The organism is Hahnella aquatica (SeqCode) (genome assembly GCF_965194505.1).
Taxonomy (GTDB): Bacteria; Pseudomonadota; Gammaproteobacteria; order Burkholderiales; family Burkholderiaceae_A; genus Hahnella; species Hahnella aquatica.
In genome coordinates, this window is the sequence record NZ_OZ239144.1 from 771,426 (window position 1) to 796,805 (window position 25,380).

The following is a 25,380-nucleotide window of genomic DNA, read 5'->3' on the forward strand; positions in this document are numbered from 1 at the left end:
GGCTGGTTTGGGTGGGGTTCGAATCCCCGACCCCACCAGAACTTGATTTATTTTGACCCCAGCAAGTTAGCGCAGCGACCCCTGCTGGGCCGCCATGGGATACGAACCAGCGATTGGCTCTTCCCCATTAGGGCTCTTACCCGCGTCGTCATGTCCTGAAGTCATGACTCCAACAATGCCGTCAACCGCCCCAGTGCATCGTCCAGAACCACTTGAGGAACGCGCTCGATCTTGCGTGCCTTACGCGCTGCCAGGTCGAGCATACGGATCTTGTTCACAAGCGCTACTCCTTGGGTCTTGCATCCCGAGCCGGTCAGGCTGACGGCAAAACCGGCGTAGCGTGAGAAATCACCGCCTTGCGTAATGGGAGCGACCAGCACGTCTCCAAGGCGGTTGAATTCTTTGGAGGTCAGAACCAGCGCGGGCCGTGTACCTTTTTGCTCGTGGCCCATCGCGGGGTCTAGGGGAACGCTGACGACATCACCTTGGTTGAAGGCGGGCATTACCAGACCTCTTGACCGGCAGGCTTTGCAACACCCCAGAGTGCCAGATCAGCCGGTGGCGGCGCCTTGGGATCGCATTGGGCAATCAGATCGGCCAACACGTACTTTTTCTTGGGTGCCAATAAGATCTCGCCCCGGTCTGTAGTGTCCAGAGTCATAGCCTGGCCTACCGCGAGGCCGAGATCCTTGAGCACGGCAGGTGGCAACACGGCCACAGTGCTATTCCCGTATCGCCTCAGAATAACTTGCATGGTGAGTTCCCTTTTTTGTTGCCAAATTCAATCCCAGAATCTTAGGCTGCACTGCCCGGGTTGTCAAGCATTGTTGAACATGTCCCCGGAAAACTCCCGGTCTGCAAGAGCAGGGGCATGGGGGTCAAGTTCAAATCCTCGACCCCACCAGAACTTGATTTATTTTGACTCCAGCAAGTTAGCGTAGCGACCCCTGCTGGGCCGCCAGGCACCACTAGGGGTCGCTGAGCTAACTTTACGAGATCCGCTTTTCAGTGCTTCTAAAGCATTGATTTGATTTACTCTGACCGCTCAAAAGACGGACCTGAGCAAGTTAGAAACGCTTGCTACAGCGCCCCAAATCGGTAGACATTTCATTTTGAGCACGCGATTTGCTCAAAAGCTGTTGACCATAGCGAGTTAGTTAAAACTCAATAAAATCAAGCATTTAGTCTCGGTACGTCTTTTTTTTCCACGTTTTCGAGAGGCGTACCTAGCCTTGCTCAGGTCAACAGGTTTGGCCTAAACCACGGTTTTATGCGGGTTTCGAGCGACGGGGATACGAACTGCATGAGCACAGGCACGCTAAACTAAGCCGATGATCCGTTTCATAAGACTAGTGGGCCTTTGGTTTCTTTGCTCGCAGGTGATCTTTGTGTCTGTTGCGGGGGCAGGCGTGGCTGCGCATGACGATCTCCATGTGGCGACAGCTCACCAGCTGGCACTCGATCATCACCATCATGACGATTTCTCGTCTCATTTCGATCACGACGATGGGGCCGGTGCGCATGTCCATGCCGTTGACAGCTTTCAATCTTTTGGATTGGTTCAGGAAAACACATCCGGCTTACAACCATTTGGCGGCCAAAAACAGCTTGCGCTGCTAAGTGCTCGCCCATCCGACATCTTCCTTGAAGGGCTGCTGCGCCCGCCTCAATTGCTTCTTTGATCTCTGAGTGGCCGCCCCGCTGAGCAAGGGCGGCGTTTATTCGTTTTCAAAGGAGTCTTCATGAAATTCGATCTTCCCCAAAAATTGGGGTTGCTTCTGCTTGCCATCTTCCCGCTGGTTGCTCTCGCACATGGCATCAGCGAAGAGGACAAGCAGCGGATGTTGGATGGGGGGTATCTGCAGTATGTTGGTTTGGGTGCAAGCCACATGCTGACCGGATACGACCATCTATTGTTTTTGTTCGGCGTGGTGTTCTTCCTGACCACATTCAAAGATGTCGTGAAGTTCGTGACGGTCTTCACCATCGGCCACTGTATTACGCTGATCTTTGCCACGTTTTTCAAGATCACCTGGAATTACTGGCTTGTCGACGCAATCATTGCGATCAGTGTCATCTACAAGGGTTTTGACAACAACGGGGGCTTCCAGAAGCACTTCAACATGGCCTCACCGAACCTGGTGAAGATGGTCTTTATCTTTGGCCTTCTCCACGGTTTCGGGTTGTCCACCCGTCTGCAGCAGCTTCCGCTAGGGGATGATCCTTGGCAGATGTTGATGCGAATTTTGAGTTTCAACGTTGGTGTCGAGGTCGGCCAAATCGCAGCCCTCGTGGTAATGGTCGGATTGCTTGCCATCTTGCGAAAAAGGGAGTCATTTGCCAAGTTCAGTTACACGGCAAACCTCGGATTGATGGCGGCCGGTGTCTATCTGCTTTTCGCTCAGCTGCATGGTTATCAGCATGATGTCAATGGCGAAACATTCCGTTTTCCCGTTGAGGAGCACCGCCATATCCACGAGGACATGGACATCGAAAACACCACCGACAAAAGCCGTAATTCACTTTAATTAATAAAAGGAATCATCATGAAAAAATTACTCACAACGTTTGGTTTGACCATTGCAGCTGCCCTCGCTAATCCCGCTATGGCGGGCCCTGGTGATGGCTGCCACTTCCACGGCTCGAAGCCCGCGGCAGAAGCTGTCGTTATCAAGTGCGCCGATCAACGCAAGGAGAGCCTTGTGAAGGGCGGCAAGCTGGAAGGCAGTTGGGTGTCAGTCAAGCACGAATCAATTTCGATGATTGACGGGAAAAAAGGAAAGGAATGGCGAGTCGCTTACAAGAATCCCGCAGCAACGGATAAAGCCAAGACCAGCCTTTTTATGTTTTTCACCCCGGTGGGTAATTTCATCGCCGCAAACCATACGGGTCAGTGATCGTCTAGCGACTCATTGACGTTGTAACCTTACAAGCCGGGGCCTTTAAGGCTCCGGCGGGGAGCTCCACATGGCCTGGATTGTTACCAAGTATTTGATCACCGCCGGATTGGTGGTTTTGATCTCAGAGGTCGCCAAACGCAGCGATAAACTCGGTGCGCTCATCGCGGCCTTGCCGTTGGTGACGGTGTTGACGCTGTTCTGGCTCTATTTTGAAAATCAATCGTCGGAGAAAATTGCCAATCACGCCTATTACACCTTTTGGTATGTGGTGCCCACATTGCCGATGTTTCTCGTCTTTCCATGGCTTCTCGCCAAGTTCGGGTTTTGGGGGGCGATGGGTGCGAGTGTTTTGCTCACGCTTGTCAGTTTTTTGGGTTTTGCGTTTTTCGCTCGATCGATCGGTATTGATCTTTTGGGCTAGCGGGCGGAGCGTGGAAAAAGTCAGTTAGGGTACCGGTTCGAATCCCATATACCATCAAAACTTGATTTATTTTGACCTCAGCAAGTTAGCGAAGCGACCCCTGCTGGGCCGCCACAGGATTCGAACCAGCTATTTGGTCCGAGCTCAGTGCCAGGCGTTTGCTAGGCGGCGTGCTTAGCGCGTGTTGCAGGTCCCTTCGCTAATCTTTCAGCCATACGCGTCTGCCAGCCAGGTCCAGTTGCCTTCCAGCGTTCGATGACATCCGGAGGTAGACGAAGGCTAATCATTTGACGCGGGCTCTCTGATTTTGGCCTCCCCCCTTTCCTCAGTTTGGCTCGTGCCAACATGTCCTCGGTCAGCTCGGGAAGTTCCTTGTATTCATGAGGTTTGACCACATGCGAATCGACGCGCTTGAGATCAGAGCCCAAGGTACGGCGCAAGGCGAGTTTGCTCACGATCATTTGCCTTTCTCATGCTGAAGATGTGGCGATCCGCGCCACGCGGGGTATATCCAATGACTACAATGCGACCCTTAAGAAGTCCGAAGCAGATGATTCGCACCTCACCGTATTCTTTACGATCGTCCGGGATCTCAACGGTGACGCCTTGGAAAACTATTGCTGCATCTTCAAAGTCCAGTCCACGTTCGGCGAGGGTCTTCTCACGTTTTTCTGGGTCGTAAAGAATTCGCATAGGTTATTGTATATACAAAAACAAGCGTCTGTAAAGAAGCGGAAATCCCAAGTTCGAATCCCCGACCCCACCAGAACTTGATTTATTTTGACCCCAGCAAGTGAGCGAAGCGACCCCTGCTGGGCCGCCAGAATTACAAGCACTCAGTAGCTCGTGGCCAAAATTAGCATGCGCGGAGCCCCGCACGGCTTGTCAGTGGTTGTTGACCCAGTTTTCGACGGCCAGACCACTAAATGGAAGAAAGTCGGCTTCGTTGTTGGTGACCAGTGTTACGCCCAGTGCCATGGCATGCGCGGCGATGAGCTTATCTAACGCGTCTTTGTTGCGCTCACGATTTGCTGCACGCAGTGGCCCATAGGCGCGCGCTGCTCGGGCTTCGAACGGTGCAACAACGATGTCCTCTAGCAGACTGTCCAGGAGGACCTGATTGCGTGCCTGGGACTTACCCGAGCAGACGACGCCGAATTCCAGCTCTGCGAGGGTGACGGCTGAAAGCACCACATCGCCCACAAAGCACTCGGTAAATCGCGAGCGCACCTGGGGTGGCTGATGCTTCATGAGATAGATGCAGATGTTGGTGTCCAGCATGTACTTAGGTTTCATAGGGCCTCGCGCTCGCCTTCGACGTTGAGACCCCGACCTTCGCTCATGAAGTCTGGGGAGAACTGGGCCAGCTTGCCCAGCACATCGCCCATGCGTCGAGGTGCGGGACGGATGCGCAGTTCATCGCCCTGACGCTCGATGATCAGTTCGATGTCCCAGCTGCTGTAGGCCAACTCGGCCGGAATGCGCACGGCCTGGGAATTGCCGTTTTTGAACAGTTTGGTGTTGGTCATGGCCTACCTCACGGAATGAAATGAATGTACATGTACATCTTAGTCGATAATGCGGGTATTGTACATACATGAATGTACGTCATGCATCGTATGCCGCAATGGGCAAGCAGTGCGCCAAGCAGGTGGTGGCTGGAGAAATGCTTGTTATGACGCTGGCCGGACGCCATACATGAAAGTAAGATAAAATTACGGTATATTTTTGCGGTATTTACTGGAGACCGTCAGATGGTCGCAACGACAAAACGTAAAACCTCGCTAACACTCGATGCAGAGACGCTCGACTCTGCAAAGGCCCTCGATCTGAACGTCTCGTCCATCGCCGAGACAGCGCTCAAGGTGGCCGTGTCAAATGCCCGCAGGCTTCAATGGCTGAAAGATAATGAAGCAGCATTCGCTGCCCAATCGGCTTGGCATGAGCGACATGGTCACCCCTTGGCCGACATCATTAGCGCTCCTGGAGGGGCCTCTTGGCGCACCTAACTCGCTTTGATGTAGCCGACTACAACGGAGTGAGGATGGTCGTTGTTGAGAGTGATCTCTTGCCGCCCGATTCCTCGGTGGTTGTCATTCCGCTTCTGGCGAATTATCCGATCGTGAAGGACCTCAATCCGGAGATCCTCCACGAGGGTCAGCGCCTTGTCCTTGCAACCCGACTTATTGCGGCGGTTCGGCGAACTCAGGTGCGTCGCCTGGGTAGTGTTGCAGACCAAGGCGACCGCATCATCCGTGCTGTTGACATCCTCATGGCAGGCGTCTGAGTATTCCAATGTTTCAGCCATCCGAGTTTGCCTGCCAGGACCCGTTAAGGAGTTGGGATCGCAAACTCGATGTCTTCTTCCATCGAGAGGCTGTTAGCATCATGTCGTCTTGATCTCGGAGGGGGAAGATGCATCAGCTTCGAAAGTCGAGTGATCGAGGCCATGCGGACCATGGCTGGCTCAAGAGCTTCCATTCATTCTCGTTTGCGGATTACTACGATCCTGAATTCATGGGCTGGGGGAATCTGAGGGTCATCAACGAGGACCGAGTGGCGCCAGGCATGGGCTTCGGAACCCATAGCCATCGCGACATGGAGATCATCAGTTACGTCCTGTCTGGCGAACTTGCACACAGAGACAGTCTTGGAAATGTTGAGACCATTCCTCCTGGAGACATTCAGCGCATGTCGGCTGGCACCGGCGTCACACACAGTGAGTTCAACCATGCCAAGGAGAAGCAGACTCACTTTCTTCAGATTTGGATTCGCCCCAGCAAGATGGGCGTTCCGCCGGGTTACGAGCAGCGCTCCATCCATGAGCAAGACAAGCGTGGAAGATTCCTAAAGGTTGCCTCGTCGCCTGGAGCGGGAGGACTGGTGAGTATGAATGCTGACGCAACGATCTATGCGGGCCTGTTTGATTCTGGTGAACAGTCTGAAATCCAACTCTCCCCAGGGCGTAAGGCTTACGCCCATCTCGTTCGGGGTGAACTGACCATCAACGGCCACGCCATGTCGGCAGGCGACGCCTTGATGCTTTCGGACGAACCAAGACTCCAGGTTTCACATGGTCGGGATGCGGAGGTCTTGGTGTTTGATCTGGCACCGACGTAATCGCCCCTGGGCGATTTGACGAGCTCCCCCTTTGAGGTTCATGGAACCTATTGGTATACGCTATATCCAAAAGAAGTTCATTCCTCGGAGGTATGCCCATGCAGTGTCCCGTCTGTCATGCTTTATAACGCCCTTCAAACCCTTCACCTTCTGGCCATCGTGGTCTGGGTCGGTGGCATGTTTTTCTCTCATTTCTTTCTAAGGCCAGCTGTGGCCGGACTTGAGCCGCCAATCCGTTTAACCCTCATGCGAGACGTTTTGAGTCGGTTTTTTCGGGTGGTCTTGGTTGCGTCTCTGCTCACGCTCGCCAGTGGCGTATGGATGTTGGGTCGGGTGGCCAAGAGCGCAGTTCAGTCGGGTGCGGGTTTTCAGATGCCCCTGGACTGGACCATCATGACAGCGCTTGGCGTGGCCATGGTCGCAATTTTTATGCACATTCGGTTCGCGCTCTACAAACGCCTAGACCGTTCCGTCACCGCCTCTGATTGGGCAGCGGCCGCAATGGCTTTAGACCAAGTTCGCAAGTGGGTTTTTGTCAACCTCTCGGTGGGCGTGATCATCCTGGTCGTTGTGCTGCTCACGTAAGGGGCCCTCGCATCACATTAGCTCACCCTCGCATGTAGGCTGTACCGCCCAATAAATCCTGCTGTGCTGTAATGGCGGGATCATGAAGCGTTTTCCAGTTAGCTCCCGCTGCGCGTGACGGGCCATCCTCCGACACTCCGTCCGCGGCTCTTGGCGGTTTGCATTGGCCAGGTCGTGCCACTCTTTGTGCGCTCAAGTGAGCAGGCAGCCCCCAAAAGAGTGCTCTCTGGCATTCGGAAGGCAGTTGTTTCGGACTCCGCCAACCCCTCTTTGCATTTCGTAGGCCCCCTGGGTCTTGAGGGGGATGAGCAGTGCGATCTCACCGTCCACGGCGGCATCTCGAAGGCGGTGTACGCCTATCCACATAATCATTACGCGTTCTGGACACAGGCCCTTGAACAGCATGGTGGCCGAGTAGATCGATTCTCAGCGCCAGGTGCGGTGGGGGAGAATCTCTCTGTCGAGGGGCTCTCTGAGGACACCGTTTATTTGGGCGACGAGTGGACAATCGGAGAGGTGGTTCTCCGCGTGACCGAGCCGAGAGAGCCCTGCTTCAAGTTCAACGCAGCGGTTGGTTGGTCTGGTGCAGCAAAGGCCATGGTGCAGCGGGGTTGTTGCGGCTGGTATTTGTCTGTTGTCACCCCAGGGGTTCTGGCTGCAGATTCTCAGATCGACGTGCGGCCAGGGCCTCGGAGACTGTCCGTTCAGCAGGCGTTTCTCAAGAAGAGCGCGTGAGCGGGCCGCACCATCACAGTGCCTATGACGGCACCTTTGGCCATCAGCGTCTTCGGCCCGTCGGCGTCCGCACGTTGGGCATTGCCATATTGTTGACGGGCGGTTATGCAGTTGTGGAGTTGATTGGCGGCATCCTCTCCGGCTCGCTCGCCCTGGTCTCTGACGCGGGGCATATGGCCACGGACGCAACAGCATTGATGATTGCGCTGGTTGCTCAGGTGGTGGCAAGGCGTCCAGCCACGGCAACACACACCTATGGCTATGGGCGTATTGAGGCGTTGGCAGCGTTCGTAAATGGCCTGGTGCTCTTGGGTCTTACTGGGTGGATTGTCCTTGAGGCATTTGCAAGGCTGCGCTCGCCAACCAGCATCGACAGCACCACCTTGTTGGTTGTCGCAGGTATTGGGCTTCTTGTGAACCTATCGGTGGCCTGGGTGCTGTCTCGGGACCGGCACGACTTAAACACACGTGCTGCGCTCTCACATGTCTGGGGCGACCTTCTCGGCTCTCTGGCCGCGCTCATTGCTGGTGTCGCAATCTTGTTTGGGGCGCCCTACTGGGTGGATTCTTTACTTTCTCTGCTCATCTGTATTCTGATTGTCCGCTCGGCCTTGGCGGTCTGTCGAGCCGCACTGGGTGTGCTCATGGAGCGCGTTCCAGAGCACCTAGACCTCATGAAAATCTTTTCTGCAATGGCTGCTGTCAGTGGTGTGCGGGGTGTACACAATCTTCACGTCTGGGAGTTGGCGCCTGGTCAGGTTGCGCTGTCTGCCCATCTTGATTTATCGGACCTTCACCAATGGCCAAGTGTCTTGGAACAGACCGTTGCCGTGCTCACGGACATGGGCGTAGACCACATCACGCTTCAGCCCGAGGTGATCGAGAGCCAAGATGTCTCTGTGTGACACAGCATTGAACGTACAACGTAGATGATGAAGGTACTCAAGGCCAACATGAACCGGGTGTTTGTCGATTTTGAGGCGAACCCCTAACTGGCTCAGTGGAAGCTTCCGGGAGTTGACCACAGTCGAGTAACTCCCTACACTTTGTGCAGGTATCGGGAGAGATCACCGCAACCCCGTGACGCCGAAGGAGCAACCGCCCCGGAAACTCTCAGGCAAAAGGACCGGTACCCACCATCACTCTGAAGAGCCTTTGGCGCGCGTCCGCCAGAGCACCGCAGGAGCAAGCGGGCCAACAGCCCGTGAATCTCTCAGGTCCAAAACAGAGGGGGCGTTCGAATCGCATGTTGCGAATCGACCACGACCCTCGACGTTTTGGAGACCTTCAAATGAGAAAGTCATTTGTCGTTGTTGGCGGTGGCATCACGGGTGTCACCACGGCCTATGCATTGGCCAGGCATGGGCACCATGTCACATTGCTTGAGCGCAATCGCTACGCGGCCATGGAAACGTCCTTTGCAAATGGTGGTCAATTGTCCGCCTCGAATGCCGAGGTCTGGAACAGCTGGGCCACCGTCTGGAAGGGCATGAAGTGGCTCTTCAAGAGAGATGCACCGCTGCTGGTGAATCCCGTACCCAGTTGGCACAAGTTCTCTTGGTTTGCCGAGTTCATGGCCGCCATCCCGAGCTACGAGCGCAACACCATTGCCACAGCCAAGATGGCCATCGCCGCACGTGAGCACTTGTTTGGCTGGGCGCGGGACGAGGCCATTGACTTCGACCTCAAGACAGAGGGCATTCTTCACATTTACCGAGACAAGGCGGGCTTTGAGCATGCGGGACGGGTGTCGGCCCTGCTTGCGAAGGGCGGCCTGCCCCGTCGGGCGGTGACGCCATCGGAGATGAAGGCCATCGAGCCCACCCTCAATGGCAGCTACTACGGCGGCCACTTCACTGAGAGTGACGCCACGGGAGACATTCACAAGTTCACGCACGGCCTGGCTTTGGCAGCGGCGCGGCGCGGTGTCACCGTCTTGTACGACCGAGAAGTTCTGCAGGTTGCATCAGACGGTCAGCGTGCAGTGGTGACCATGCGCCACGGTGAGCAAACTGAAACACAGTCCTTTGACAACATCGTGGTCTGTGCGGGCGTGGGGAGCCGAAGTCTTGCCGCGCAGCTTGGGGACCGCCTCAATGTGTATCCGGTCAAGGGCTACTCGATCACCGTCAACCTAGACGACCCCGCCAGTCAGCAGGCCGCACCCAGCGTGAGCTTGCTGGATGATGAGACCAAGCTTGTCACAAGCCGACTCGGCCTGAGCCGGTTCCGGGTGGCAGGCACTGCGGAGTTCAATGGGCTGAACAAGGATATCCGTGCCGATCGCATCCGTCCCCTGATCGACTGGGTTCATGACTGCTTCCCGGGGGTTAACACCCGGTCGGTGGTGCCATGGGCGGGGTTGCGCCCCATGCTGCCCAACATGATGCCCCGGGTTGGGCCGGGCACGAAGCCCAATGTGTTTTACAACACGGGCCATGGCCATCTGGGATGGACGCTCTCCGCGGGAACCGCCGAGATGCTCGCGGGCGTGATTGAAAAAAAATCGCCCCGAGCAAGCCCGGGGCGATTGTCTTTTACAGCAGATGCTTGATAGATCAGCCGTTCAGGTCGTACCGATCTGCATTCATCACCTTGACCCAGGCTGCAACAAAGTCTTGCACAAATTTTTCTTTGTTGTCGTCCTGGGCATAGAGCTCAGCGTATGAGCGCAGGATGGAGTTCGATCCGAACACCAGGTCTGCGCGCGTGGCCGTGAACTTGGCCTGACCGCTCTTGCGCTCCACGATCTCGTAGCTGTTCTTGCCCGTGGGCTTCCAGCTGTAAGACATGTCGGTGAGCGTGACGAAGAAGTCATTGCTCAACACGCCCACACGGCTCGTGAACACGCCATGCTTGGTGCCGCCGTGGTTGGTGCCCAGCACGCGCATGCCACCGATCAGCACAGTCATCTCGTGGGCGGAGAGGCCCATGAGCTGTGCACGGTCGAGCAGCATTTCCTCGGGCTTGACCACATAGCTCTTCTTTTGCCAGTTGCGGAAGCCGTCGGCCAGGGGCTCGAGCACCGCAAACGACTCGACATCCGTGTGCGCTTGGCTGGCGTCACCACGACCCGGTGCGAAGGGAACGGTGATGTTGAAACCACCAGCCTTTGCGGCCTGCTCAATGCCCACGTTGCCGGCCAGAACAATTACATCGGCCACGCTGGCGCCGGTCTCTCTGGCAATGACTTCAAGCTTGGCCAGTACCTTGGACAGACGGGCGGGCTCGTTGCCTTCCCAGTCCTTCTGGGGGGCCAGGCGAATGCGGGCACCGTTGGCGCCGCCACGGAAGTCGGAGCCACGGAAGGTGCGGGCGCTATCCCAGGCGGTGGCAACCATGTCAGCAATTGACAGGCCGCTGGCGGCAATCTTGGCCTTCACAGCATTGACGTCGTACTTCGTGCTGCCGGCAGGGATTGGGTCTTGCCAGACGAGGTCTTCTTTCGGAACTTCAGGCCCGATGTAACGGGTCTTCGGTCCCATGTCGCGGTGGGTCAGCTTGAACCAGGCGCGCGCAAAGACATCTGAGAAGTAGGCAGGATCTTTGTAGAACTTCTCAGAGATCTTGCGGTACTCAGGGTCGACCTTCATGGCCATGTCGGCGTCGGTCATCATGGGCTTGACCTTGATGGAGGGATCCTCCACATCCACCGGCATGTCTTCCGGCTTAATGTTGATGGGCTCCCACTGGTTGGCGCCGGCCGGGCTCTTGGTGAGCTGCCACTCGTAGTTCAGCAACAGGTGGAAGTAGCCGTTGTCCCACTTGGTGGGGTGGGTCGTCCATGCACCTTCGATGCCGCTGGTCACAGTATTTCGGCCAACGCCACGGCCCTTCTTGTTCAGCCAGCCAAAGCCCTGGGCCTCCAGGTCCTCGCCTTCGGGGTTGGGGCCCAGGTTGGCTGCACTGCCATTGCCGTGGGCTTTTCCAATGGTGTGGCCACCGGCCGTCAGTGCAACAGTCTCTTCGTCGTTCATGGCCATGCGGGCAAAGGTCAGGCGCACGTCGTGTGCAGTGCGCTGTGGGTCGGGCTTGCCCATCACGCCCTCAGGGTTCACGTAGATCAGACCCATTTGAACGGCTGCAAGCGGGTTGTCCAACGACTCACGGACTTCACCAGCACCGTCGTAGCGCTCGGAGGCGAGCCACTCCTTTTCGGAACCCCAGTAGATGTCCTTCTCGGGGTGCCAAATGTCCTCGCGGCCAAAGCTAAAGCCGTAGGTCTTCAGGCCGGTGGACTCGTAGGCCACATTTCCAGCGAGGATGAAGAGGTCGGCCCAGGAGAGCTTGTTGCCGTATTTCTTCTTGATGGGCCACAGCAGACGACGGCCTTTGTCCAGGTTGCCGTTGTCGGGCCAGGAGTTCAGGGGGGCGAAGCGTTGGGCACCAGTGCCTGCGCCGCCACGGCCGTCAGCGATCCGGTAGGTGCCGGCTGCGTGCCAGGCCAGGCGAACCATGAGGCCGCCGTAATGACCCCAGTCGGCAGGCCACCACTCTTGGCTGTCGGTCATGAGTGCGGTGAGGTCTTTCTTCACTGCCGCCACGTCCAGTTTCTTCACTTCCTGGCGGTAGTTGAAGCCCTTGAGCGGGTTGGTCTTGGTGTCTTGCTGGTGCAGGATGTCCAGGTTGAGGGTGGTGGGCCACCACTCCATGTTCGTGACCGTGCCGGAGGTGTTTCCACCGTGCATGACAGGGCACTGGCCCAGATTCGGGTCGCGTGTGTTCATGGTGTTCTCCTATGGGGGTTGTGACTCTATAGAGTATGACTATAAAAAAAGCAAAATCTAATACTAAAAATCAATGGCGCTCATTGAAGAGACCTTAATCCAATCATGGCGTGCAGTTAGACGGGTATGGTGAGTGTCATGTGGCATTTTCGTCTTCTCACGATCGTTTGGGCTGTCGCTGTGGGGCTCTCTGCGGTGCACCCATACAACTGGCAGATCTGGGCCATGGAGCTTGCGCCGGTCTTTCTGGCTTGGCCCTTGCTCTGGGCCACGGCCAAACGGTTTCCGCTCACGCCGATGCTCTACGGGCTCATCCTCGTGCACGGCCTCATCCTCATTGTGGGTGGTCATTACACCTATGCACGGGTGCCCATCGGGTGGGAGTTTTCCGAGTGGATGGGCTGGTCCCGCAATCCATACGACAAGCTGGGGCATTTTTTCCAGGGGCTGGTGCCAGCCTTGCTGGCCCGGGAGGTGCTGCTGCGTCGCCGCGATATCGCACGCGGGGGCATGCTGTCTTTCCTTTGTGTCTGCGTGGCCCTAGGGGTGAGTGCCGTCTATGAGTTGCTCGAATGGTGGGTCGCAGTGGGCTGGGGCGATGGTGCGATTGATTTCCTCGGGGTGCAGGGCGATGTCTGGGATGCGCAGTCCGACATGCTCATGGCCTGGGTGGGCGCAATCATCGGGCTCTTGGTCTTCTCAAGGCTGCAGGACCGTCAGCTTCGTTGACCTCACAGGCCCGTAATAATTCCATAATATTCGAATCATAGAATAAAACCTCCTCAAAAAAACGACGGGAGAGCCTCATGAGCGACCAGCGCATCTTTAATGTGCTGTTTGTTTGCACCAGCAATTCATCGCGTTCCATTCTTGCGGAGGCCATTCTCAATGGCATGCGCAACCATCAGTTCAGGGCTTATTCCGCGGGCAGTCATCCCAAGGGAGAGGTCAGCCCCAACGCCATCAAGATTCTTCGAGAAAATGGCCATCCCACCGAGGGCCTTCGCAGCAAAGACTGGAGCGAGTTTGCTGGCCCCAACGCCCCCTCGCTCGACTTCGTGTTCACCGTGTGCGACAAAGCCGCAGGAGAGGTCTGCCCCGTCTGGCCGGGTCAGCCACTCACGGCCCATTGGGGTGTGGAAGAGCCCACTGTGAAGCTGGGCGAGAACAAGACGGTTGAGCAGAAATACCTCGAGGCTGCGACCGTTCTGCGCCGGCGCATTGAACTGCTGCTGTCGCTGCCCATCGACAAGCTCGATCGCCTGGCCCTGCAAAAGTCACTGGCCGAAATCGGGCAAACTCGCTGAGATGCAAAATCAAGACGCCACCGCAGCCTTCAATGCGCTCGGCCATGAGCTTCGGCTCAATGTGTTTCGGCTGATTGTTCAGCGGGCCGGCCAGGGCGTGACGCCCTCTGAACTGGTGGAGCTCCTTGGCATTCCCGCGGCCACGCTGTCCTTCCATCTCAAGGAACTGAGTCATGCGGGCCTCATCCATGCGAAGCGAGATGGCCGGCACCTCATCTACTCGCCTGCCTTCGAGTTCATGAATGCCCTTATTGGGTTCTTGTCTGAAAATTGTTGCGATGGCTCGCCTTGTGTGCTCTCGACGCCTGTGACTGTCTGCCGCAAGGAGCCCTGAGGCTTGGGCCTCTTTGAGCGATGGCTGAGTGTGTGGGTGGGCCTTGGCATGCTGCTGGGCATGCTGCTGGGCCTTTGGCTGCCCGGCGCTTTTGAATGGGTGGCTGATCAAACCATTGCCCAGGTGAACCTGGTCGTGGCCGTGCTGATCTGGGCCATGATCTACCCCATGATGGTGCAGGTCGACTGGGCGTCTATTCAGGATGCTGGCCGACAGCCGCGCGGCCTGGCCCTCACCCTGGTGGTCAATTGGCTCATCAAGCCTGCGAGCATGGCGGCCATTGGCGTCCTCTTTTTTCAGTACGTCTGGGCCGACCTGGTCGACCCTCAAACAGCAGAGGAAGTCATTGCTGGAATGATTCTGCTGGGCGTGGCGCCCTGCACCGCCATGGTTTTTGTCTGGAGCCAGTTGGTGCGTGGCCATGCGGCCTACACCGTCATCCAGGTCTCCATCAACGATGTCATTCTGATCTTTGCCTTTGCGCCTCTGGCGGCATTCCTGCTGGGTGTGACCGACATCGAGGTGCCTTGGGAGACGCTGGTGTTGGCAACCCTGCTGTATGTGGCCGCGCCACTTCTGGCCGGGGTGCTGACGCGCAGGGCTTTGCGCAAACAGAGTGGCATTGCGGTGGAACTCTTTCTCGCGAAGGTCAAGCCGTTCTCGATCATTGGCCTGATCGCCACCGTGGTCATTCTCTTTGGACTGCAGGCGGGCACCATCGTGGAGCAGCCCATGCTGATGCTGCTCATTGCCATTCCGCTCATCCTGCAGACCTACGGCATCTTCTTTTTGTCATGGGGACTGGCCCGGGCCATGAAGCTTTCTCACTCAATTGCTGGGCCGGCCTGCCTGATCGGCACCTCTAACTTCTTTGAGCTGGCCGTGGCCGTGGCCATCTCGCTCTTTGGCATGCAGTCTGCGGCCGCCCTGGCCACAGTGGTGGGGGTGCTGGTCGAGGTTCCCGTCATGCTCTCGCTGGTTTATCTGGTCAATCGATGGCGCACCTGAAATAATCGGGGCCATGCGTCCCGATTCCCCTTGCATTGCAATTTGTTCCACCGCCCAAGGCGACGACCTCTGCCGAGGCTGTGGCCGCACCTTTGAGGAGGTGAGCAACTGGGTTTTCATGAACCAGGACCAGAAGGACGAGGTCTGGCGTCGCATCGAGGCCGAGGGCACGGCCCTTCGTTTCACCACATACAAAGAGCGCGCTGGCTGATTTGATCGCCTACAGCGGTCTGTTTCTGTCTGCGCTCGTGGCGGCCACCGTGCTGCCCGCTCAGTCTGAGGCGGTTCTGGCTGCGCTGGTGCTGGCCGGTGAGCAGCCCATCTGGGCACTGGTGCTCGTGGCCTCCGTGGGCAATGTCTTGGGGTCTGTCGTCAACTGGCTGCTGGGCCGCGGGCTTGTCACCTTTCGCGACAAACCATGGTTTCCGGCCTCGCCAGCAGCATTGGCACGCGCCGAAGGACACTACAAACGACACGGCCGTTGGTCGCTGCTGCTCAGTTGGGTCCCCATCATTGGGGACCCCATCACGGTTGTGGCTGGTGTGCTCCGGGAGTCGATCTGGGTCTTTCTTGCCCTGGTGACGGTCGCCAAAGTGGGCCGATATCTCGTGCTGGTGGCCCTGATACAGGCGGCTTAATGCCCTGAGTGCTTCTTGCCATGTCCATGGCCGTGATGCTGGTCATGGTCTTTGGCATTCTTGGCGGCGTGAACCTCCACCTTGATGGCCACCTCACCGGCCTGCTTGAAGCGCAAGACCACATCAAAGGTCTCGCCGGTGGACAGGGGCCTATCAAGTCCCATGAGCATCAGGTGATACCCCTTTGGGTTGCCGCGCATGAGGGGCACCTCTGTCTTGGCTGGCAGCGGGATGCCGGGAATCTCGCGCATCGTCATCATGTTGTTGCTCATCGACATCTCGTGAACTTCCATGCGCTTGGCCCGTTTGGTGGTGGCCGAGACCAGCATGTCGTCCTGGCTGCCCTTGTTCTCGATGGCGTGAAAATAAATCGACCCATTGGGCTGTCCGTCTCGGGTGGGGGTTGCATGGGGGTGCTCGATCTCGATACTCCCCACCTTGAATTCATGGGCCAAGGCAGGCTGGCCCATGGCCAGCAGGGGTGAGAAAAACAAAGCCATCAGGGCTGTCAGGGCCGTTCTCTTCTTTACGAAAACCATTTGAAATTTCCTTTGTCTCAGAAGCCGTGGAGATTGTAGACTCAAGCGCATGAAGGAATGGCTACTCATCGTCTGGTTTGGCACCACCACCAACCTCCAGGTGCTCGACCGCTACCCAACGGAGCGCTCCTGCAAGGAGGCCATGGTCGCAGCCCGCGAGAACATCGACTCGAAGTTCAACCTCGAATGTACCTCCGACCTACGCGAGGGCCGCTCAGCGTTGCCGCCGCGTAATATCGGGGGAGGAGGTATTGCCAAATAGCGTGCACGACTCGGGCATGTCTGTTCGCGTCTGGGATCTCCCGCTTCGTGTATTCCATTGGCTGTTGGCATCATCGGTCTTGGGCAGCGTGCTGAGCGTGAAGCTCGGTGAGATGGAGATCCATGGTTGGCTTGGGCTTTTTGCGCTCTCGCTGCTGCTCTTCCGACTTTTCTGGGGGTTCTGGGGCTCTGAGCCCGCGCGGTTTCGCTCCTTCTTGGTGTCGCCCCTCACCACCCTGCGCTACCTGCGCTCGCCATGGCCTTCCCTGGGCCACAACCCCCTGGGGGCTTGGTCGGTGCTGGCCTTGCTGGGGCTTTTCTCACTGCAGGCCTTGACCGGCCTGGGCACCTCCGACGACATCTTCTTCGATGGGCCATTGGTGGCCCATTTGTCAGGCGAGTGGGTGGGTCGCCTGGGTTGGGTCCACACCGCGACCGAGCCGCTCCTCTATGGCCTTGTGGCCCTGCATGTGCTGGCCATTGTTGCGTATCGCGCGCTAAAAAAGGAGTCGCTGTTGCCGCCGATGATCCATGGCGACAAGGAACTGACGGCTGGCGAGTTCTCGCCTGTCAGTGCTGCTCGAGATGATGCAGCCTTTCGCTGGCGAGGGCTCCTCACCTATCTGGTGGCCCTCGCTCTGGTGCTGATCGCGAACGCCTATTTGTCTTTGTAGGCGTCGTGACAGGCCTTGCAGGTCTTTTGAGTTGCAGCAAAAGCCCTCTTCACGTTCTCGAGCTGGCCAGAGGCTGTGGCGGTTTTCAGGTCGGCCGCGGCCTTTTGGAGGTCTTGGGCGCCGGCATTTACCTTCTCCATTTCCTTCCAAATGACTGGCTTGGCCTTCCCGCCCTCGGTGCCCGGGCCAAGGCCTGCCCACGGCAGTGCAGACAGCATCAGCACGACATCCGCATTGGCCTGGGCTGCCTTGGCGTCGAAGGCCTTGTCGCCTTTGACCATGGCGCCAATGTCTGAGAAATGAGCAGCCATGACCGAGAAGGTGCTCTGGCGGTACTTGATGGCGTCCTCAGCCTTTTTGAAGGTCACGGCCTGTGACGCGAGCGGTGCCGCCAGGAGTCCGGCCATGGCGAGCGCAAGGGAGATGTTTTTCATGGCTTGTCCTTTTTGAGGTGGTAAAAACTTGAGTGTAGCGAGTGCGCATGACAGAACTTGTCTATAGTTTGAGGCCATGTCTGCTTACGCATTGGACGGGCGCCGTCGGGTCCTCAAAGCTGGTTGGTCGGCCGGGCTGCTCATGGCGGCGCCTGCGGCCTTGGCCCAGTCCTCAGGAGAGGAAGCGCCGATCATTGCAGCCGCCTCCGACCTCAAGTTTGTTCTCGAGACCCTGGCCGATTCCTTCACCCAACAAACGGGTCAGCCACTGCGCCTCGTCTTTGGCGCATCTGGATTGCTCACCACCCAGCTTCGGCAGGGCGCGCCCTTTGAGCTCTTTATGTCGGCCGACGAGGCTTACATTCGCGGCCTTGCCGCCCAGGCCTTGGTGCGCGATGTTGGCGTGGTCTACGCCGTTGGGCACCTGGCGCTCGCGGTTCCGCGGTCCTCGCGCATTCAACTCGATTCGAATTTAAATGGCCTTCGTGCCGCTGTCTCGGCGGGTCTGATTCGGCGCTTTGCCATCGCCAACCCCGAGCATGCGCCCTATGGCCGTCGTGCGCGCGAGGTGCTGGAGCATCTGCGCCTGTGGGCGCCGCTCAAGGGGCGGCTGGTCTTGGGTGAGAACGTCGCGCAGGCTGCGCAGTTTGCGTTGTCAGGATCGACTGATGGTGGGCTCATTTCAGAGTCGCATGCCCGGGTGCCGGGTTTTGCAGCCCGTGGTCGGGCTGTGGCGGTGTCTGGGGCCTTCCACTCGCCATTGATCCAGCGCATGGCGCTCACACCGCGTGCGAGCCCAGCAGCTGAGCGCTTCTTCCAGTATCTGCAAACTGTGCAGGCGCGAGAGGTTTTCTCGCGTTTTGGATTCGGCTCGCCCGAGGGGCTGGGCTGATGGACATGCAGGCGCTCTGGTTGTCGCTCGAGCTGGCCGCAGCCACGGTCCTGGTGCTCATTCCGCTGGCCATCGGCCTGGGGAGGGTCTTGGCCTATCGAGATTTTGCAGGCAAGGTCTGGCTCGAGGCTGCACTGAACCTTCCATTGGTCCTGCCGCCCACGGTCATTGGTTATTACCTGTTGGTGGGGCTCAGTGGCCAGTCACCGCTGGGCGCCTGGTATGAGAGAACCTTTGAATCCGGGCTGGTGTTTCACTTCAGTGGGCTGCTCATTGCCTCGGTGCTGGTGAACATTCCATTTGCGGTCCAGCCGATCCAACGGGCCTTCGAGGCCATCGATCCAGAGTGTCGAGACGCAGCCGATTGCTGCGGCCTGGGGTTCTTTCAGAAGCTCTGGCTTGTCGAGTTGCCGCTGGCCTGGCCGGGCATGCTCATGGCGGTGGTGCTGGTCTTTGCGCACACGCTCGGGGAGTTCGGGGTCATTCTCATGGTGGGCGGCAGCATCCCTGGAGAAACCAAGACCCTCTCCATCGCCATCTACGATCAGGTTCAGGCATTCGAGTTTGAGGCGGCAGGCCATATGGCCCTGATGCTCTTGCTTGTCTCGTTGGCCGCCCTGGGGCTTTTGGGTCAGTTGGGCCGTTGGAGCCGACTGGGCAGGCTGCTTCCCGGTGGCAACCGTGGCTGACCTCACGCTCGACATTCAGTCCGCCCGACCGGTTCCCATTCGCGCCGCGTTCTCCTGTGTGGCAGGAGGCATCCATGCAGTGGTGGGGCCCTCGGGCTGTGGGAAGTCCACCCTGCTGAGGCTGCTGGCCGGTCTTCTGCGGCCGCAGGCCGGCCAGATGTCTCTGGGTGATCGTGTCTGGTTCGACGCCAGCCGGTCCATTCACCTGCCACCGCAGGTTCGACGCATTGGTTATGTGTCGCAGTTCCACGGCCTCTTTCCGCACCTCACGGCCTTGGGCAACGTCATGGCGGGACTCATGGATGTGCCGGCCGAGCGTCGGGCCCATCAGGCGCTGCAGTGGCTCGAGCGCGTGGGCCTCTCCGGGTTGGATGCCCGGCGGCCGTCAGCGCTCTCTGGGGGCCAGCGACAGCGGGTCGCCCTGGCCCGCGCGCTGGCCCGATCCCCAGGCGCCTTGCTGCTCGATGAGCCCTTTGCATCGGTGGATCGTGTAACTCGCGAATCTCTCTATGCAGAGCTTGTCGAGCTTCGCGAGCGGCTGCAGATTCCAATTGTGCTGGTCACCCACGATCTGCAGGAGGCCACCATGTTGTCCCAGCAGATGAGCCTCATGGCCGACGGTGAGATCCTGCAGACAGGCGAGCCCCAGGCACTCCTGGCGAGGCCATCCGATGAGCGGGCTGCAGCCATGCTGGGCCAGCAGAATATCTTTGATGGGGTCTGGCGAGCGGGCCGACTCTATGTGGGGAGCCATGCCCTGGAGGTCGGCCGGCCGCCATCCCACGGACAGCCTGCAGACGGCCCCGTGCGTTGGATGATTCCGTCCAACGGCGTGCGCCTGCGCGCGATGTTCAAGCAGGCCCTGCCCGATGCGCCAAACCGCATCGGGCTGCGGGTGGTGAGCATGGTCCCGCTGGGCCAAGAGGTGCTACTCACAGGCCTGGTGGAGGGCCTCTCCGCACCCCTACGGTTGAGGCTCACAGCCCGGCTCTGCGAAGAGCTGCGCCTGGAACCCGGGCGTCAAACCGAGGTGCTGCTTCGTTCTGAGGACATCCACATCTTTGAGGGCATACTAAATAAATGAATCGTCCAAACGACCGCCGCCCCAAACCGGCTGCCCAGAAAACCAGCACCGACCTCTGCGACGCCCATGAGGGCCTTCTCGACTCAGGCGCCCTGCGCGTCCTGCCACCTGTCTTTCAAAACTACGGTGGCGCCGAGCAGATGGCCGGCCGCGTGGTCACCCTCAAGTGCTTTGAAGACAACGGCCTGGTTCGGGCCGCCCTGGAAACACCGGGTGAGGGCCGCGTGCTCATGATCGACGGTGGGGGAAGCGACCGCTGCGCCCTCGTGGGGGGCAACCTGGCGCTCACGGCCGAGCGGAATCGTTGGGCGGGCATCGTCGTGAATGGCTGTGTCCGAGACGTTGGCGAACTCATCGACGCGGGTGTTGGGGTTTGGGCGATTGCCACACACCCCCGCAAGAGTCACAAGCAGGACCAGGGGCTGCGAGATGTCGTCATCGACATGGCCGGCGTGCTGGTGCGGCCTGGGGAGTGGTGTTTTGCAGATCCAGATGGCATTTTGATCTGCGACAAACCACTCTGAATTGGCTTGTCAAGTCGCGGGAAGCCGCATGGTCAGTTTTTGATCACACCAGCGCAAGCCCAATGAATTGCAACGAAAGTGTCATTGCACTGACCCTTGTCCACACCCCCTGGGGATAACTTTTTTTTAAACATGGCAACAGGCAAACAGCAGTACGACGAATCATCCATACGGGTTCTCAAAGGGCTCGAGCCCGTGCGGCAGCGGCCCGGCATGTACACCCGAACCGAGAACCCATTGCACATCGTGCAAGAGGTCATCGACAACGCTGCAGATGAGGCCTTGGCCGGACATGCGCGCACCATTTTGGTGACCCAACACCTCGACAGCAGCATCAGCGTGGCCGACGACGGCCGCGGCATCCCGGTGGGGCCCCACCCGGAGGAGAAAATTCCGGTTGTAGAGATTGTCTACACCCGTCTGCATGCGGGCGGAAAGTTCGACAAGGGGGCGGGCGGCGCCTACGCCTTCTCCGGCGGACTGCACGGTGTGGGCGTCTCTGTGACCAATGCGCTCTCCACCCGGCTTCAGGTCTCGGTCTGGCGCGATGATGCCCAGTGGGAGATCGAGTTTCAGGGCGGTGAGCGGGTCTCTCCGCTTCGCAAGGTGGGGCCGGCCAAGGGGGCCACTGGCACGCGCGTTCAGGTCTGGCCCGACCCCAAGTATTTCGACGATCGCAACATTCCGCTCGCAGAACTCGCTCGAAGCCTCAAGGCCCGGGCTGTTCTTCTGCCAGGGGTCACCACGGTGCTGGTTCAAGAGAAGTCTGGACAACGCCAAGAGTGGCGCTACGACGGTGGGCTGGGTGCTTACCTCATGGAGTCACTGGAGGCCCAGGATCTCGTGGTGCCCTTGTGGGCCCAGGAGGGCCATGTGGGCCCGGGCGACGACACCTTCGCCGAGGGTGAGGGTGGCCAGTGGGTCTTGGCCTACACGGCCGAGGGCCCGGTGGTTCGGGAGTCGTTTGTGAACCTGATTCCCACATCGGCGGGCGGCACCCACGAGGCTGGGCTACGAGAGGGCTTGTTTCAGGCGGTCAAGGGCTTTGTCGAGCAGCACGGTCTGCTGCCCAAGGGCGTGAAGTTGCTCCCGGAAGATGTCTTTTCTCGGGCCAGCTTTGTGCTGTCTGCCAAGGTGTTAGACCCCCAGTTTCAGGGCCAGACGAAGGAGAAGCTCACCAGTCGGGACGCACTGCGGCTCATGGCCTCACAGGTGCGCGGCCCCTTGGAGATTTGGCTTCACCGGGATGTGGAGTCGGGCAAGAAGATTGCAGACCTGGCCATCCGAGCGGCCCAATCGCGGCAGCGCTCGGCCCAAAAGGTTGAGAAGCGAAAGAGCTCTGGTGTGGCGGTATTGCCGGGCAAGCTCACCGACTGCGAGTCCACCGATCTGGCCCGCAACGAGATCTTCCTGGTCGAAGGTGATTCGGCGGGCGGCTCGGCCAAAATGGGCCGAGACAAAGAATCGCAGGCCATTTTGCCCCTGCGGGGTAAGGTGCTCAACACATGGGAGGCGGAGCGTGACCGGCTCTTTGCAAATGCCGAGGTGCATGACATTGCGGTGGCGCTGGGCGTGGACCCACACGGGCCCCACGACACCGTCGACTTCACCGGCCTGCGGTACGGCAAGGTCTGCATCCTGTCTGATGCCGATGTCGATGGCTCACACATTCAGGTGCTGCTGCTCACACTCTTCTTCCGGCACTTTCCGCAGCTCATCGACCGGGGACATGTCTTCGTGGCCCGCCCACCGCTTTTTCGTGTGGATGTCGAGGCGCGTGCGAAGAAACCCGCCCGAAAAATTTACGCCCTGGATGAGGGTGAGCTCACCCATGTGCTCGACAAGCTTCGTCAGGAGGGACTCAAAGAAACAGCCTGGGGAATTTCTCGCTTCAAGGGTCTGGGCGAGATGAGTGCAGAGCAACTCTGGGAAACGACGCTGAATCCAGACACGCGTCGCCTCATGCCCGTGGCCCTCGGGCTCCATGGGGTAGACGACACCATGGCCAGGTTCAATCTCTTGATGGGCCGGGGTGAGGCATCTGCGCGCCGGGCTTGGCTTGAAGAAAAGGGGCATGAAGTGGAGGTGGACATCTGATGGGCTCGCGTGAAACAGGAGACCTCTTCGAGGATCTACCCGCCGATGACGGCTCGAACCTTCCACCGCCTGTCGGCATGAGTGCCGCCCTCGGCGGTGACGACGGAGACCTGTCGTTGGCCGACTTCGCAGAGCGGGCCTACCTGGATTACGCCGTCTCGGTGGTCAAGGGCCGCGCATTGCCCGACCTTTGTGATGGCATGAAGCCGGTCCAGCGTCGAATCCTCTTCGCCATGGACCGCATGTCGCTCTCCTCTGCGGCCAAGCCGGTGAAGTCTGCCCGGGTGGTGGGCGATGTGCTGGGCAAGTTTCACCCGCACGGAGACCAGTCTGCCTATGATGCGCTGGTTCGCCTCGCGCAGGGCTTTACGGTGCGATATCCCTTGATCGACGGCCAGGGAAACTTCGGCTCACGCGATGGCGATGGTGCTGCAGCCATGCGCTACACCGAGGCTCGGCTCACCAAGTTCTCCGAGCTCCTGCTCTCCGAGATCGACGAGGGCACCGTGGACTTTGGGCCAAACTACGACGGCGCCTTTCAGGAGCCGCTTCGACTGCCTGCTCGGCTGCCGGTCTGTCTGCTCAATGGTGCCTCGGGCATTGCTGTAGGCATGGCCACCGAGATTCCGTCCCACAACCTGCGTGAGGTGGCGGCGGCCGTTCTCGCGCTCATCGACACTCCGAAGCTCTCGCAGGAGGCGCTCATGGCCAGCCTGCCGGGTCCTGACTTCCCTGGCGGCGGGCAGGTGATCTCCAGCCCTGAGGAGCTCGCGGCCATTTATGCAGCCGGACGTGGCTCCATTCGAATGCGGGCACGCTGGTCTTTTGAAGACCTCGCCCGCGGCCAGTGGCAACTGGTGGTCGAGGAGCTGCCACATGGTGTGTCCTCCCAGCGGGTGCTCGAGGAGATCGAGGAGCTCACCAATCCCAAGGTCAAGGCCGGCAAGAAGTCGCTCTCGCCTGAGCAGCAGCAGACCAAGCAGTTGTTGCTCAGCCAGCTCGAGTCGGTTCGAGATGAGTCTGGCAAGGACGCGGATGTTCGGCTGGTCTTTGAGCCCCGCACCGCCAAGATCGATCGAGACGAGTTTGTCAGGCTGTTGCTTGCGAACACATCGTTGCAGAGTTCTGTCTCGATGAACCTGGTGGCGGTGGATCTCTACGGCCGACCACGGTCCTTGTCTGTCCTCGAGGTGCTCTCGCAATGGGTGGAGTTCCGAACGGAAACCGTTCGCCGCCGAAGCGCGCACCGGCTGCAACAGGCTGAGCACCGCATCCATATTCTTGAGGGCCGCTCGATTGCCCTGCTTAGGATCGATGAGGTTATTGCAGTGATTCGTGAGAGCGATGAGCCCAAGCCCGCCCTCGTCGATCGGTTCGGGCTCACCGAGGTTCAGGCCGAGGACATCCTCGAGATTCGGCTCCGGCAGCTGGCCCGGCTTGAGGCCATCAAGATCGAGCGTGAGCTCTCTGAACTCCGTGAGCAGGCCGGAAAGCTACGAACACTGCTGGAGAATGAGAAGGCGCTTCGAAAGGCGGTGGCCAAGGAGGTGCAGGACGACGCCAAGGCCTTTGGAGACGACCGCAGAACCCTGATCAAGGCAGAGGCCAAGGCCACGGTCGAGACGCCGGTGCTCGATGAGCCCGTGACAGTGGTGGTCTCGGTCAATGGCTGGGTGCGCTCCCGGCAGGGCCATGGGCACGACCCCTCCCTCTTCCAGTTCAAGACGGGCGACGCCCTGTATGCGACGTTTGAGTGTCGAACGGTCGATGCCCTGGTGGCCTTGTCGAACTCAGGCCGCAGCTTCAGTGTGCCGGTGCTCAGCCTGCCGGGTGCCCGAGGCGACGGCGCACCCCTGACCTCGCTCATCGACATGGAGGCCGGTGGCCAATTGGTTCATTTCCTGGCCGCTGCCGCGGGCACCACGGTCCTGGTGGCTACCGTGCAAGGCCAAGGGTTCCTCACCAAGGTCGATGGCCTCATCGGCCGTAACCGCAGTGGCAAGCAGTTCATGACACTGGATGCGGGCGACGCACCTTGTGTGCTGCGTGCACTTCCCTCAGACCAAGGCGCGGTGGCCTGCCTTTCGGCCTCGGGCCGGCTGTTGGTCTTCGGACTCGATGAGATCAAGGTGCTCGCCACCGGCGGCCGAGGAGTGGCGCTCATGGAACTGGAGCCCAAAGGCGACAGGCTGCTGGATGTGGCTGCGGTGGGGGCCACCGGTCTGGTCATCCACGGCGAGGGACGCGCGGGCAAGCCCGGCCAGGAACCCCTTGGGCTCTCGAGCCTCAAGGCGTTCATTGGCAAGCGTGCCCGCAAGGGCAAGGCCCTGGAGCTCAAGTTCAAGCCCCGCCGGCTGCAGACACCCGCCCCGATGGGGTCCTAGACAGCCCCGGTCTGAAGGGGGTTGAAA

General features: G+C 59.1%; 34 protein-coding genes and 2 riboswitches. Of the genes, 25 read left to right on the forward strand and 9 right to left on the reverse strand.

All coding sequences use genetic code 11. The features are described from left to right. Positions 1 to 161 precede the first annotated feature (161 nt). Together AC8GDA_RS04000 and AC8GDA_RS04005 are read right to left on the reverse strand one after the other, a co-directional pair. A complete protein-coding gene (locus AC8GDA_RS04000; protein ID WP_506557016.1) occupies positions 162 to 503 on the reverse strand; it encodes a type II toxin-antitoxin system ChpB family toxin in 342 nt (113 codons plus the stop codon). Then, the gene (locus AC8GDA_RS04005; RefSeq protein ID WP_506557017.1) at positions 503 to 754 is read right to left on the reverse strand and encodes an AbrB/MazE/SpoVT family DNA-binding domain-containing protein; all 252 of its coding nucleotides are present in this window, start codon (positions 752 to 754) and stop codon (positions 503 to 505) included. Before AC8GDA_RS04005 ends, AC8GDA_RS04000 begins: the two co-directional genes overlap by 1 nt. Before the next feature lie 577 nt (positions 755 to 1,331). Here AC8GDA_RS04005 and AC8GDA_RS04010 point away from each other — a divergent pair. The 4 genes from AC8GDA_RS04010 (at position 1,332) to AC8GDA_RS04025 (ending at position 3,321) form a co-directional block, all read left to right on the forward strand. Continuing rightward, a complete protein-coding gene (locus tag AC8GDA_RS04010; protein WP_506557018.1) occupies positions 1,332 to 1,682 on the forward strand; it encodes a hypothetical protein in 351 nt (116 codons plus the stop codon). Positions 1,683 to 1,742: 60 nt separating this feature from the next. Beyond that, positions 1,743 to 2,528 (forward strand): HupE/UreJ family protein, encoded by a 786-nt coding sequence (locus tag AC8GDA_RS04015; protein WP_506557019.1) that lies wholly within the window; start codon positions 1,743 to 1,745, stop codon positions 2,526 to 2,528. Positions 2,529 to 2,546: 18 nt separating this feature from the next. Next, complete coding sequence (locus AC8GDA_RS04020; RefSeq protein ID WP_506557020.1) at positions 2,547 to 2,897, forward strand: DUF6488 family protein; 351 nt, start codon at positions 2,547 to 2,549, stop codon at positions 2,895 to 2,897. A 70-nt stretch (positions 2,898 to 2,967) separates the two neighbouring features. Then, complete coding sequence (locus AC8GDA_RS04025; RefSeq protein ID WP_506557021.1) at positions 2,968 to 3,321, forward strand: DUF3147 family protein; 354 nt, start codon at positions 2,968 to 2,970, stop codon at positions 3,319 to 3,321. Between the two features lie 161 nt (positions 3,322 to 3,482). Here the strand turns inward: AC8GDA_RS04025 and AC8GDA_RS04030 are convergent, their stop codons facing one another. The 4 genes from AC8GDA_RS04030 to AC8GDA_RS04045 all read right to left on the reverse strand — a co-directional run bounded on the left by AC8GDA_RS04030 (position 3,483) and on the right by AC8GDA_RS04045 (position 4,850). Beyond that, positions 3,483 to 3,782, reverse strand: coding sequence for a BrnA antitoxin family protein (locus AC8GDA_RS04030; protein WP_506557022.1), 300 nt, complete (start codon positions 3,780 to 3,782; stop codon positions 3,483 to 3,485). After that, a complete protein-coding gene (locus AC8GDA_RS04035; RefSeq protein ID WP_506557023.1) occupies positions 3,739 to 4,014 on the reverse strand; it encodes a BrnT family toxin in 276 nt (91 codons plus the stop codon). The genes AC8GDA_RS04030 and AC8GDA_RS04035 overlap by 44 nt, the downstream gene beginning before the upstream one ends. A 192-nt stretch (positions 4,015 to 4,206) precedes the next feature. Continuing rightward, a complete protein-coding gene (locus tag AC8GDA_RS04040) occupies positions 4,207 to 4,617 on the reverse strand; it encodes a type II toxin-antitoxin system VapC family toxin (protein ID WP_506557024.1) in 411 nt (136 codons plus the stop codon). Next, positions 4,614 to 4,850, reverse strand: a complete 237-nt coding sequence (locus AC8GDA_RS04045) for an antitoxin (protein ID WP_506557025.1) — start codon at positions 4,848 to 4,850, stop codon at positions 4,614 to 4,616. Before AC8GDA_RS04045 ends, AC8GDA_RS04040 begins: the two co-directional genes overlap by 4 nt. A gap of 225 nt (positions 4,851 to 5,075) precedes the next feature. On the opposite strand from AC8GDA_RS04045, the gene AC8GDA_RS04050 reads away from it, so the two are divergent. The 7 genes from AC8GDA_RS04050 (at position 5,076) to AC8GDA_RS04080 (ending at position 10,315) form a co-directional block, all read left to right on the forward strand. Then, the gene (locus AC8GDA_RS04050; protein WP_506557026.1) at positions 5,076 to 5,330 is read left to right on the forward strand and encodes a type II toxin-antitoxin system CcdA family antitoxin; all 255 of its coding nucleotides are present in this window, start codon (positions 5,076 to 5,078) and stop codon (positions 5,328 to 5,330) included. Positions 5,331 to 5,365: 35 nt separating this feature from the next. Next, the gene (locus AC8GDA_RS04055) at positions 5,366 to 5,608 is read left to right on the forward strand and encodes a CcdB family protein (RefSeq protein WP_506557027.1); all 243 of its coding nucleotides are present in this window, start codon (positions 5,366 to 5,368) and stop codon (positions 5,606 to 5,608) included. Positions 5,609 to 5,736: 128 nt separating this feature from the next. Then, a complete protein-coding gene (locus AC8GDA_RS04060) occupies positions 5,737 to 6,441 on the forward strand; it encodes a pirin family protein (protein ID WP_506557028.1) in 705 nt (234 codons plus the stop codon). A gap of 117 nt (positions 6,442 to 6,558) precedes the next feature. Beyond that, the gene (locus AC8GDA_RS04065) at positions 6,559 to 7,026 is read left to right on the forward strand and encodes a CopD family protein (RefSeq protein ID WP_506557029.1); all 468 of its coding nucleotides are present in this window, start codon (positions 6,559 to 6,561) and stop codon (positions 7,024 to 7,026) included. A 150-nt stretch (positions 7,027 to 7,176) separates the two neighbouring features. Then, the gene (locus AC8GDA_RS04070) at positions 7,177 to 7,761 is read left to right on the forward strand and encodes an MOSC domain-containing protein (protein WP_506557030.1); all 585 of its coding nucleotides are present in this window, start codon (positions 7,177 to 7,179) and stop codon (positions 7,759 to 7,761) included. Continuing rightward, positions 7,758 to 8,666 carry a cation diffusion facilitator family transporter gene (locus AC8GDA_RS04075; RefSeq protein WP_506557031.1) on the forward strand — a complete coding sequence of 303 codons (909 nt, stop codon included), beginning with the start codon at positions 7,758 to 7,760 and terminating at the stop codon, positions 8,664 to 8,666. The genes AC8GDA_RS04070 and AC8GDA_RS04075 overlap by 4 nt, the downstream gene beginning before the upstream one ends. 143 nt (positions 8,667 to 8,809) lie before the next feature. Then, positions 8,810 to 8,900: riboswitch (glycine riboswitch) on the forward strand. Continuing rightward, positions 8,901 to 8,995: riboswitch (glycine riboswitch) on the forward strand. Between the two features lie 57 nt (positions 8,996 to 9,052). After that, on the forward strand, positions 9,053 to 10,315 hold the full coding sequence (locus tag AC8GDA_RS04080) for a D-amino acid dehydrogenase (protein WP_506557032.1): 1,263 nt from the start codon (positions 9,053 to 9,055) through the stop codon (positions 10,313 to 10,315). A gap of 4 nt (positions 10,316 to 10,319) precedes the next feature. On the opposite strand, the gene katG is transcribed toward AC8GDA_RS04080, so the two are convergent. After that, on the reverse strand, positions 10,320 to 12,488 hold the full coding sequence (katG, locus tag AC8GDA_RS04085) for a catalase/peroxidase HPI (protein WP_506557033.1): 2,169 nt from the start codon (positions 12,486 to 12,488) through the stop codon (positions 10,320 to 10,322). A gap of 138 nt (positions 12,489 to 12,626) precedes the next feature. Between katG and AC8GDA_RS04090 the strand changes: the two genes are divergently transcribed. From AC8GDA_RS04090 to AC8GDA_RS04115, 6 genes are all read left to right on the forward strand, one after another. Then, a complete protein-coding gene (locus AC8GDA_RS04090) occupies positions 12,627 to 13,217 on the forward strand; it encodes a DUF2238 domain-containing protein (RefSeq protein WP_506557034.1) in 591 nt (196 codons plus the stop codon). 77 nt (positions 13,218 to 13,294) lie between these two features. Then, entirely contained in the window at positions 13,295 to 13,795 is a 501-nt protein-coding gene (locus AC8GDA_RS04095; RefSeq protein WP_506557035.1) for an arsenate reductase ArsC, read from the forward strand. A 1-nt stretch (position 13,796) separates the two neighbouring features. Beyond that, on the forward strand, positions 13,797 to 14,129 hold the full coding sequence (locus AC8GDA_RS04100; RefSeq protein WP_506557036.1) for an ArsR/SmtB family transcription factor: 333 nt from the start codon (positions 13,797 to 13,799) through the stop codon (positions 14,127 to 14,129). 3 nt (positions 14,130 to 14,132) lie between these two features. Next, the gene (arsB, locus tag AC8GDA_RS04105; RefSeq protein ID WP_506557037.1) at positions 14,133 to 15,137 is read left to right on the forward strand and encodes an ACR3 family arsenite efflux transporter; all 1,005 of its coding nucleotides are present in this window, start codon (positions 14,133 to 14,135) and stop codon (positions 15,135 to 15,137) included. A 13-nt stretch (positions 15,138 to 15,150) separates the two neighbouring features. Continuing rightward, the gene (locus tag AC8GDA_RS04110; RefSeq protein WP_506557038.1) at positions 15,151 to 15,348 is read left to right on the forward strand and encodes a DUF1289 domain-containing protein; all 198 of its coding nucleotides are present in this window, start codon (positions 15,151 to 15,153) and stop codon (positions 15,346 to 15,348) included. Continuing rightward, entirely contained in the window at positions 15,341 to 15,775 is a 435-nt protein-coding gene (locus tag AC8GDA_RS04115; protein WP_506557190.1) for a YqaA family protein, read from the forward strand. Before AC8GDA_RS04110 ends, AC8GDA_RS04115 begins: the two co-directional genes overlap by 8 nt. On the opposite strand, the gene AC8GDA_RS04120 is transcribed toward AC8GDA_RS04115, so the two are convergent. After that, positions 15,772 to 16,275: a copper chaperone PCu(A)C gene (locus tag AC8GDA_RS04120; RefSeq protein WP_506557039.1), complete on the reverse strand. Its 504-nt coding sequence runs from the start codon at positions 16,273 to 16,275 to the stop codon at positions 15,772 to 15,774. The genes AC8GDA_RS04115 and AC8GDA_RS04120 overlap by 4 nt on opposite strands. Before the next feature lie 88 nt (positions 16,276 to 16,363). Here AC8GDA_RS04120 and AC8GDA_RS04125 point away from each other — a divergent pair, with 88 nt between their 5' ends. Both AC8GDA_RS04125 and AC8GDA_RS04130 read left to right on the forward strand, forming a co-directional pair. Further along, a complete protein-coding gene (locus AC8GDA_RS04125; protein ID WP_506557040.1) occupies positions 16,364 to 16,576 on the forward strand; it encodes a hypothetical protein in 213 nt (70 codons plus the stop codon). Next, positions 16,566 to 17,249 carry a cytochrome b/b6 domain-containing protein gene (locus AC8GDA_RS04130; protein ID WP_506557041.1) on the forward strand — a complete coding sequence of 228 codons (684 nt, stop codon included), beginning with the start codon at positions 16,566 to 16,568 and terminating at the stop codon, positions 17,247 to 17,249. Before AC8GDA_RS04125 ends, AC8GDA_RS04130 begins: the two co-directional genes overlap by 11 nt. Here AC8GDA_RS04130 and AC8GDA_RS04135 read toward each other — a convergent pair. Continuing rightward, the gene (locus AC8GDA_RS04135) at positions 17,234 to 17,683 is read right to left on the reverse strand and encodes a c-type cytochrome (protein WP_506557042.1); all 450 of its coding nucleotides are present in this window, start codon (positions 17,681 to 17,683) and stop codon (positions 17,234 to 17,236) included. The genes AC8GDA_RS04130 and AC8GDA_RS04135 overlap by 16 nt on opposite strands. Positions 17,684 to 17,759: 76 nt before the next feature. Between AC8GDA_RS04135 and modA the strand changes: the two genes are divergently transcribed. From modA to parC, 6 genes are all read left to right on the forward strand, one after another. Further along, complete coding sequence (gene modA, locus AC8GDA_RS04140) at positions 17,760 to 18,575, forward strand: molybdate ABC transporter substrate-binding protein (RefSeq protein WP_506557043.1); 816 nt, start codon at positions 17,760 to 17,762, stop codon at positions 18,573 to 18,575. Then, a complete protein-coding gene (gene modB / locus AC8GDA_RS04145) occupies positions 18,575 to 19,264 on the forward strand; it encodes a molybdate ABC transporter permease subunit (RefSeq protein WP_506557044.1) in 690 nt (229 codons plus the stop codon). Before modA ends, modB begins: the two co-directional genes overlap by 1 nt. Further along, a complete protein-coding gene (locus tag AC8GDA_RS04150; RefSeq protein WP_506557045.1) occupies positions 19,257 to 20,348 on the forward strand; it encodes an ABC transporter ATP-binding protein in 1,092 nt (363 codons plus the stop codon). Before modB ends, AC8GDA_RS04150 begins: the two co-directional genes overlap by 8 nt. After that, positions 20,345 to 20,872 carry a ribonuclease E activity regulator RraA gene (rraA, locus tag AC8GDA_RS04155; protein WP_506557046.1) on the forward strand — a complete coding sequence of 176 codons (528 nt, stop codon included), beginning with the start codon at positions 20,345 to 20,347 and terminating at the stop codon, positions 20,870 to 20,872. Before AC8GDA_RS04150 ends, rraA begins: the two co-directional genes overlap by 4 nt. A 132-nt stretch (positions 20,873 to 21,004) precedes the next feature. Further along, a complete protein-coding gene (locus AC8GDA_RS04160) occupies positions 21,005 to 22,969 on the forward strand; it encodes a DNA topoisomerase IV subunit B (RefSeq protein WP_506557047.1) in 1,965 nt (654 codons plus the stop codon). A gap of 77 nt (positions 22,970 to 23,046) precedes the next feature. After that, positions 23,047 to 25,353 carry a DNA topoisomerase IV subunit A gene (gene parC / locus AC8GDA_RS04165; protein ID WP_506557191.1) on the forward strand — a complete coding sequence of 769 codons (2,307 nt, stop codon included), beginning with the start codon at positions 23,047 to 23,049 and terminating at the stop codon, positions 25,351 to 25,353. The last annotated feature ends 27 nt before the right edge of the window (positions 25,354 to 25,380 follow it).

Coding starts and splice junctions, on each gene's coding strand:
- AC8GDA_RS04135 (WP_506557042.1), bottom strand. CDS start 17,683: ATGAAAAACATCTCCCTTGCGCTCGCCATGGCCGGACTCCTGGCGGCA.
- AC8GDA_RS04000 (WP_506557016.1), bottom strand. CDS start 503: ATGCCCGCCTTCAACCAAGGTGATGTCGTCAGCGTTCCCCTAGACCCC.
- rraA (WP_506557046.1), top strand. CDS start 20,345: ATGAATCGTCCAAACGACCGCCGCCCCAAACCGGCTGCCCAGAAAACC.
- AC8GDA_RS04050 (WP_506557026.1), top strand. CDS start 5,076: ATGGTCGCAACGACAAAACGTAAAACCTCGCTAACACTCGATGCAGAG.
- AC8GDA_RS04090 (WP_506557034.1), top strand. CDS start 12,627: ATGTGGCATTTTCGTCTTCTCACGATCGTTTGGGCTGTCGCTGTGGGG.
- AC8GDA_RS04015 (WP_506557019.1), top strand. CDS start 1,743: ATGAAATTCGATCTTCCCCAAAAATTGGGGTTGCTTCTGCTTGCCATC.
- AC8GDA_RS04055 (WP_506557027.1), top strand. CDS start 5,366: ATGGTCGTTGTTGAGAGTGATCTCTTGCCGCCCGATTCCTCGGTGGTT.
- parC (WP_506557191.1), top strand. CDS start 23,047: ATGAGTGCCGCCCTCGGCGGTGACGACGGAGACCTGTCGTTGGCCGAC.
- AC8GDA_RS04120 (WP_506557039.1), bottom strand. CDS start 16,275: ATGGCTTTGTTTTTCTCACCCCTGCTGGCCATGGGCCAGCCTGCCTTG.
- AC8GDA_RS04020 (WP_506557020.1), top strand. CDS start 2,547: ATGAAAAAATTACTCACAACGTTTGGTTTGACCATTGCAGCTGCCCTC.
- AC8GDA_RS04035 (WP_506557023.1), bottom strand. CDS start 4,014: ATGCGAATTCTTTACGACCCAGAAAAACGTGAGAAGACCCTCGCCGAA.
- modA (WP_506557043.1), top strand. CDS start 17,760: ATGTCTGCTTACGCATTGGACGGGCGCCGTCGGGTCCTCAAAGCTGGT.
- AC8GDA_RS04025 (WP_506557021.1), top strand. CDS start 2,968: ATGGCCTGGATTGTTACCAAGTATTTGATCACCGCCGGATTGGTGGTT.
- AC8GDA_RS04100 (WP_506557036.1), top strand. CDS start 13,797: ATGCAAAATCAAGACGCCACCGCAGCCTTCAATGCGCTCGGCCATGAG.
- AC8GDA_RS04160 (WP_506557047.1), top strand. CDS start 21,005: ATGGCAACAGGCAAACAGCAGTACGACGAATCATCCATACGGGTTCTC.
- AC8GDA_RS04065 (WP_506557029.1), top strand. CDS start 6,559: ATGCTTTATAACGCCCTTCAAACCCTTCACCTTCTGGCCATCGTGGTC.
- AC8GDA_RS04005 (WP_506557017.1), bottom strand. CDS start 754: ATGCAAGTTATTCTGAGGCGATACGGGAATAGCACTGTGGCCGTGTTG.
- AC8GDA_RS04110 (WP_506557038.1), top strand. CDS start 15,151: ATGCGTCCCGATTCCCCTTGCATTGCAATTTGTTCCACCGCCCAAGGC.
- AC8GDA_RS04040 (WP_506557024.1), bottom strand. CDS start 4,617: ATGAAACCTAAGTACATGCTGGACACCAACATCTGCATCTATCTCATG.
- AC8GDA_RS04045 (WP_506557025.1), bottom strand. CDS start 4,850: ATGACCAACACCAAACTGTTCAAAAACGGCAATTCCCAGGCCGTGCGC.
- katG (WP_506557033.1), bottom strand. CDS start 12,488: ATGAACACACGCGACCCGAATCTGGGCCAGTGCCCTGTCATGCACGGT.
- AC8GDA_RS04080 (WP_506557032.1), top strand. CDS start 9,053: ATGAGAAAGTCATTTGTCGTTGTTGGCGGTGGCATCACGGGTGTCACC.
- AC8GDA_RS04125 (WP_506557040.1), top strand. CDS start 16,364: ATGAAGGAATGGCTACTCATCGTCTGGTTTGGCACCACCACCAACCTC.
- AC8GDA_RS04060 (WP_506557028.1), top strand. CDS start 5,737: ATGCATCAGCTTCGAAAGTCGAGTGATCGAGGCCATGCGGACCATGGC.
- modB (WP_506557044.1), top strand. CDS start 18,575: ATGGACATGCAGGCGCTCTGGTTGTCGCTCGAGCTGGCCGCAGCCACG.
- AC8GDA_RS04030 (WP_506557022.1), bottom strand. CDS start 3,782: ATGATCGTGAGCAAACTCGCCTTGCGCCGTACCTTGGGCTCTGATCTC.
- AC8GDA_RS04095 (WP_506557035.1), top strand. CDS start 13,295: ATGAGCGACCAGCGCATCTTTAATGTGCTGTTTGTTTGCACCAGCAAT.
- AC8GDA_RS04010 (WP_506557018.1), top strand. CDS start 1,332: ATGATCCGTTTCATAAGACTAGTGGGCCTTTGGTTTCTTTGCTCGCAG.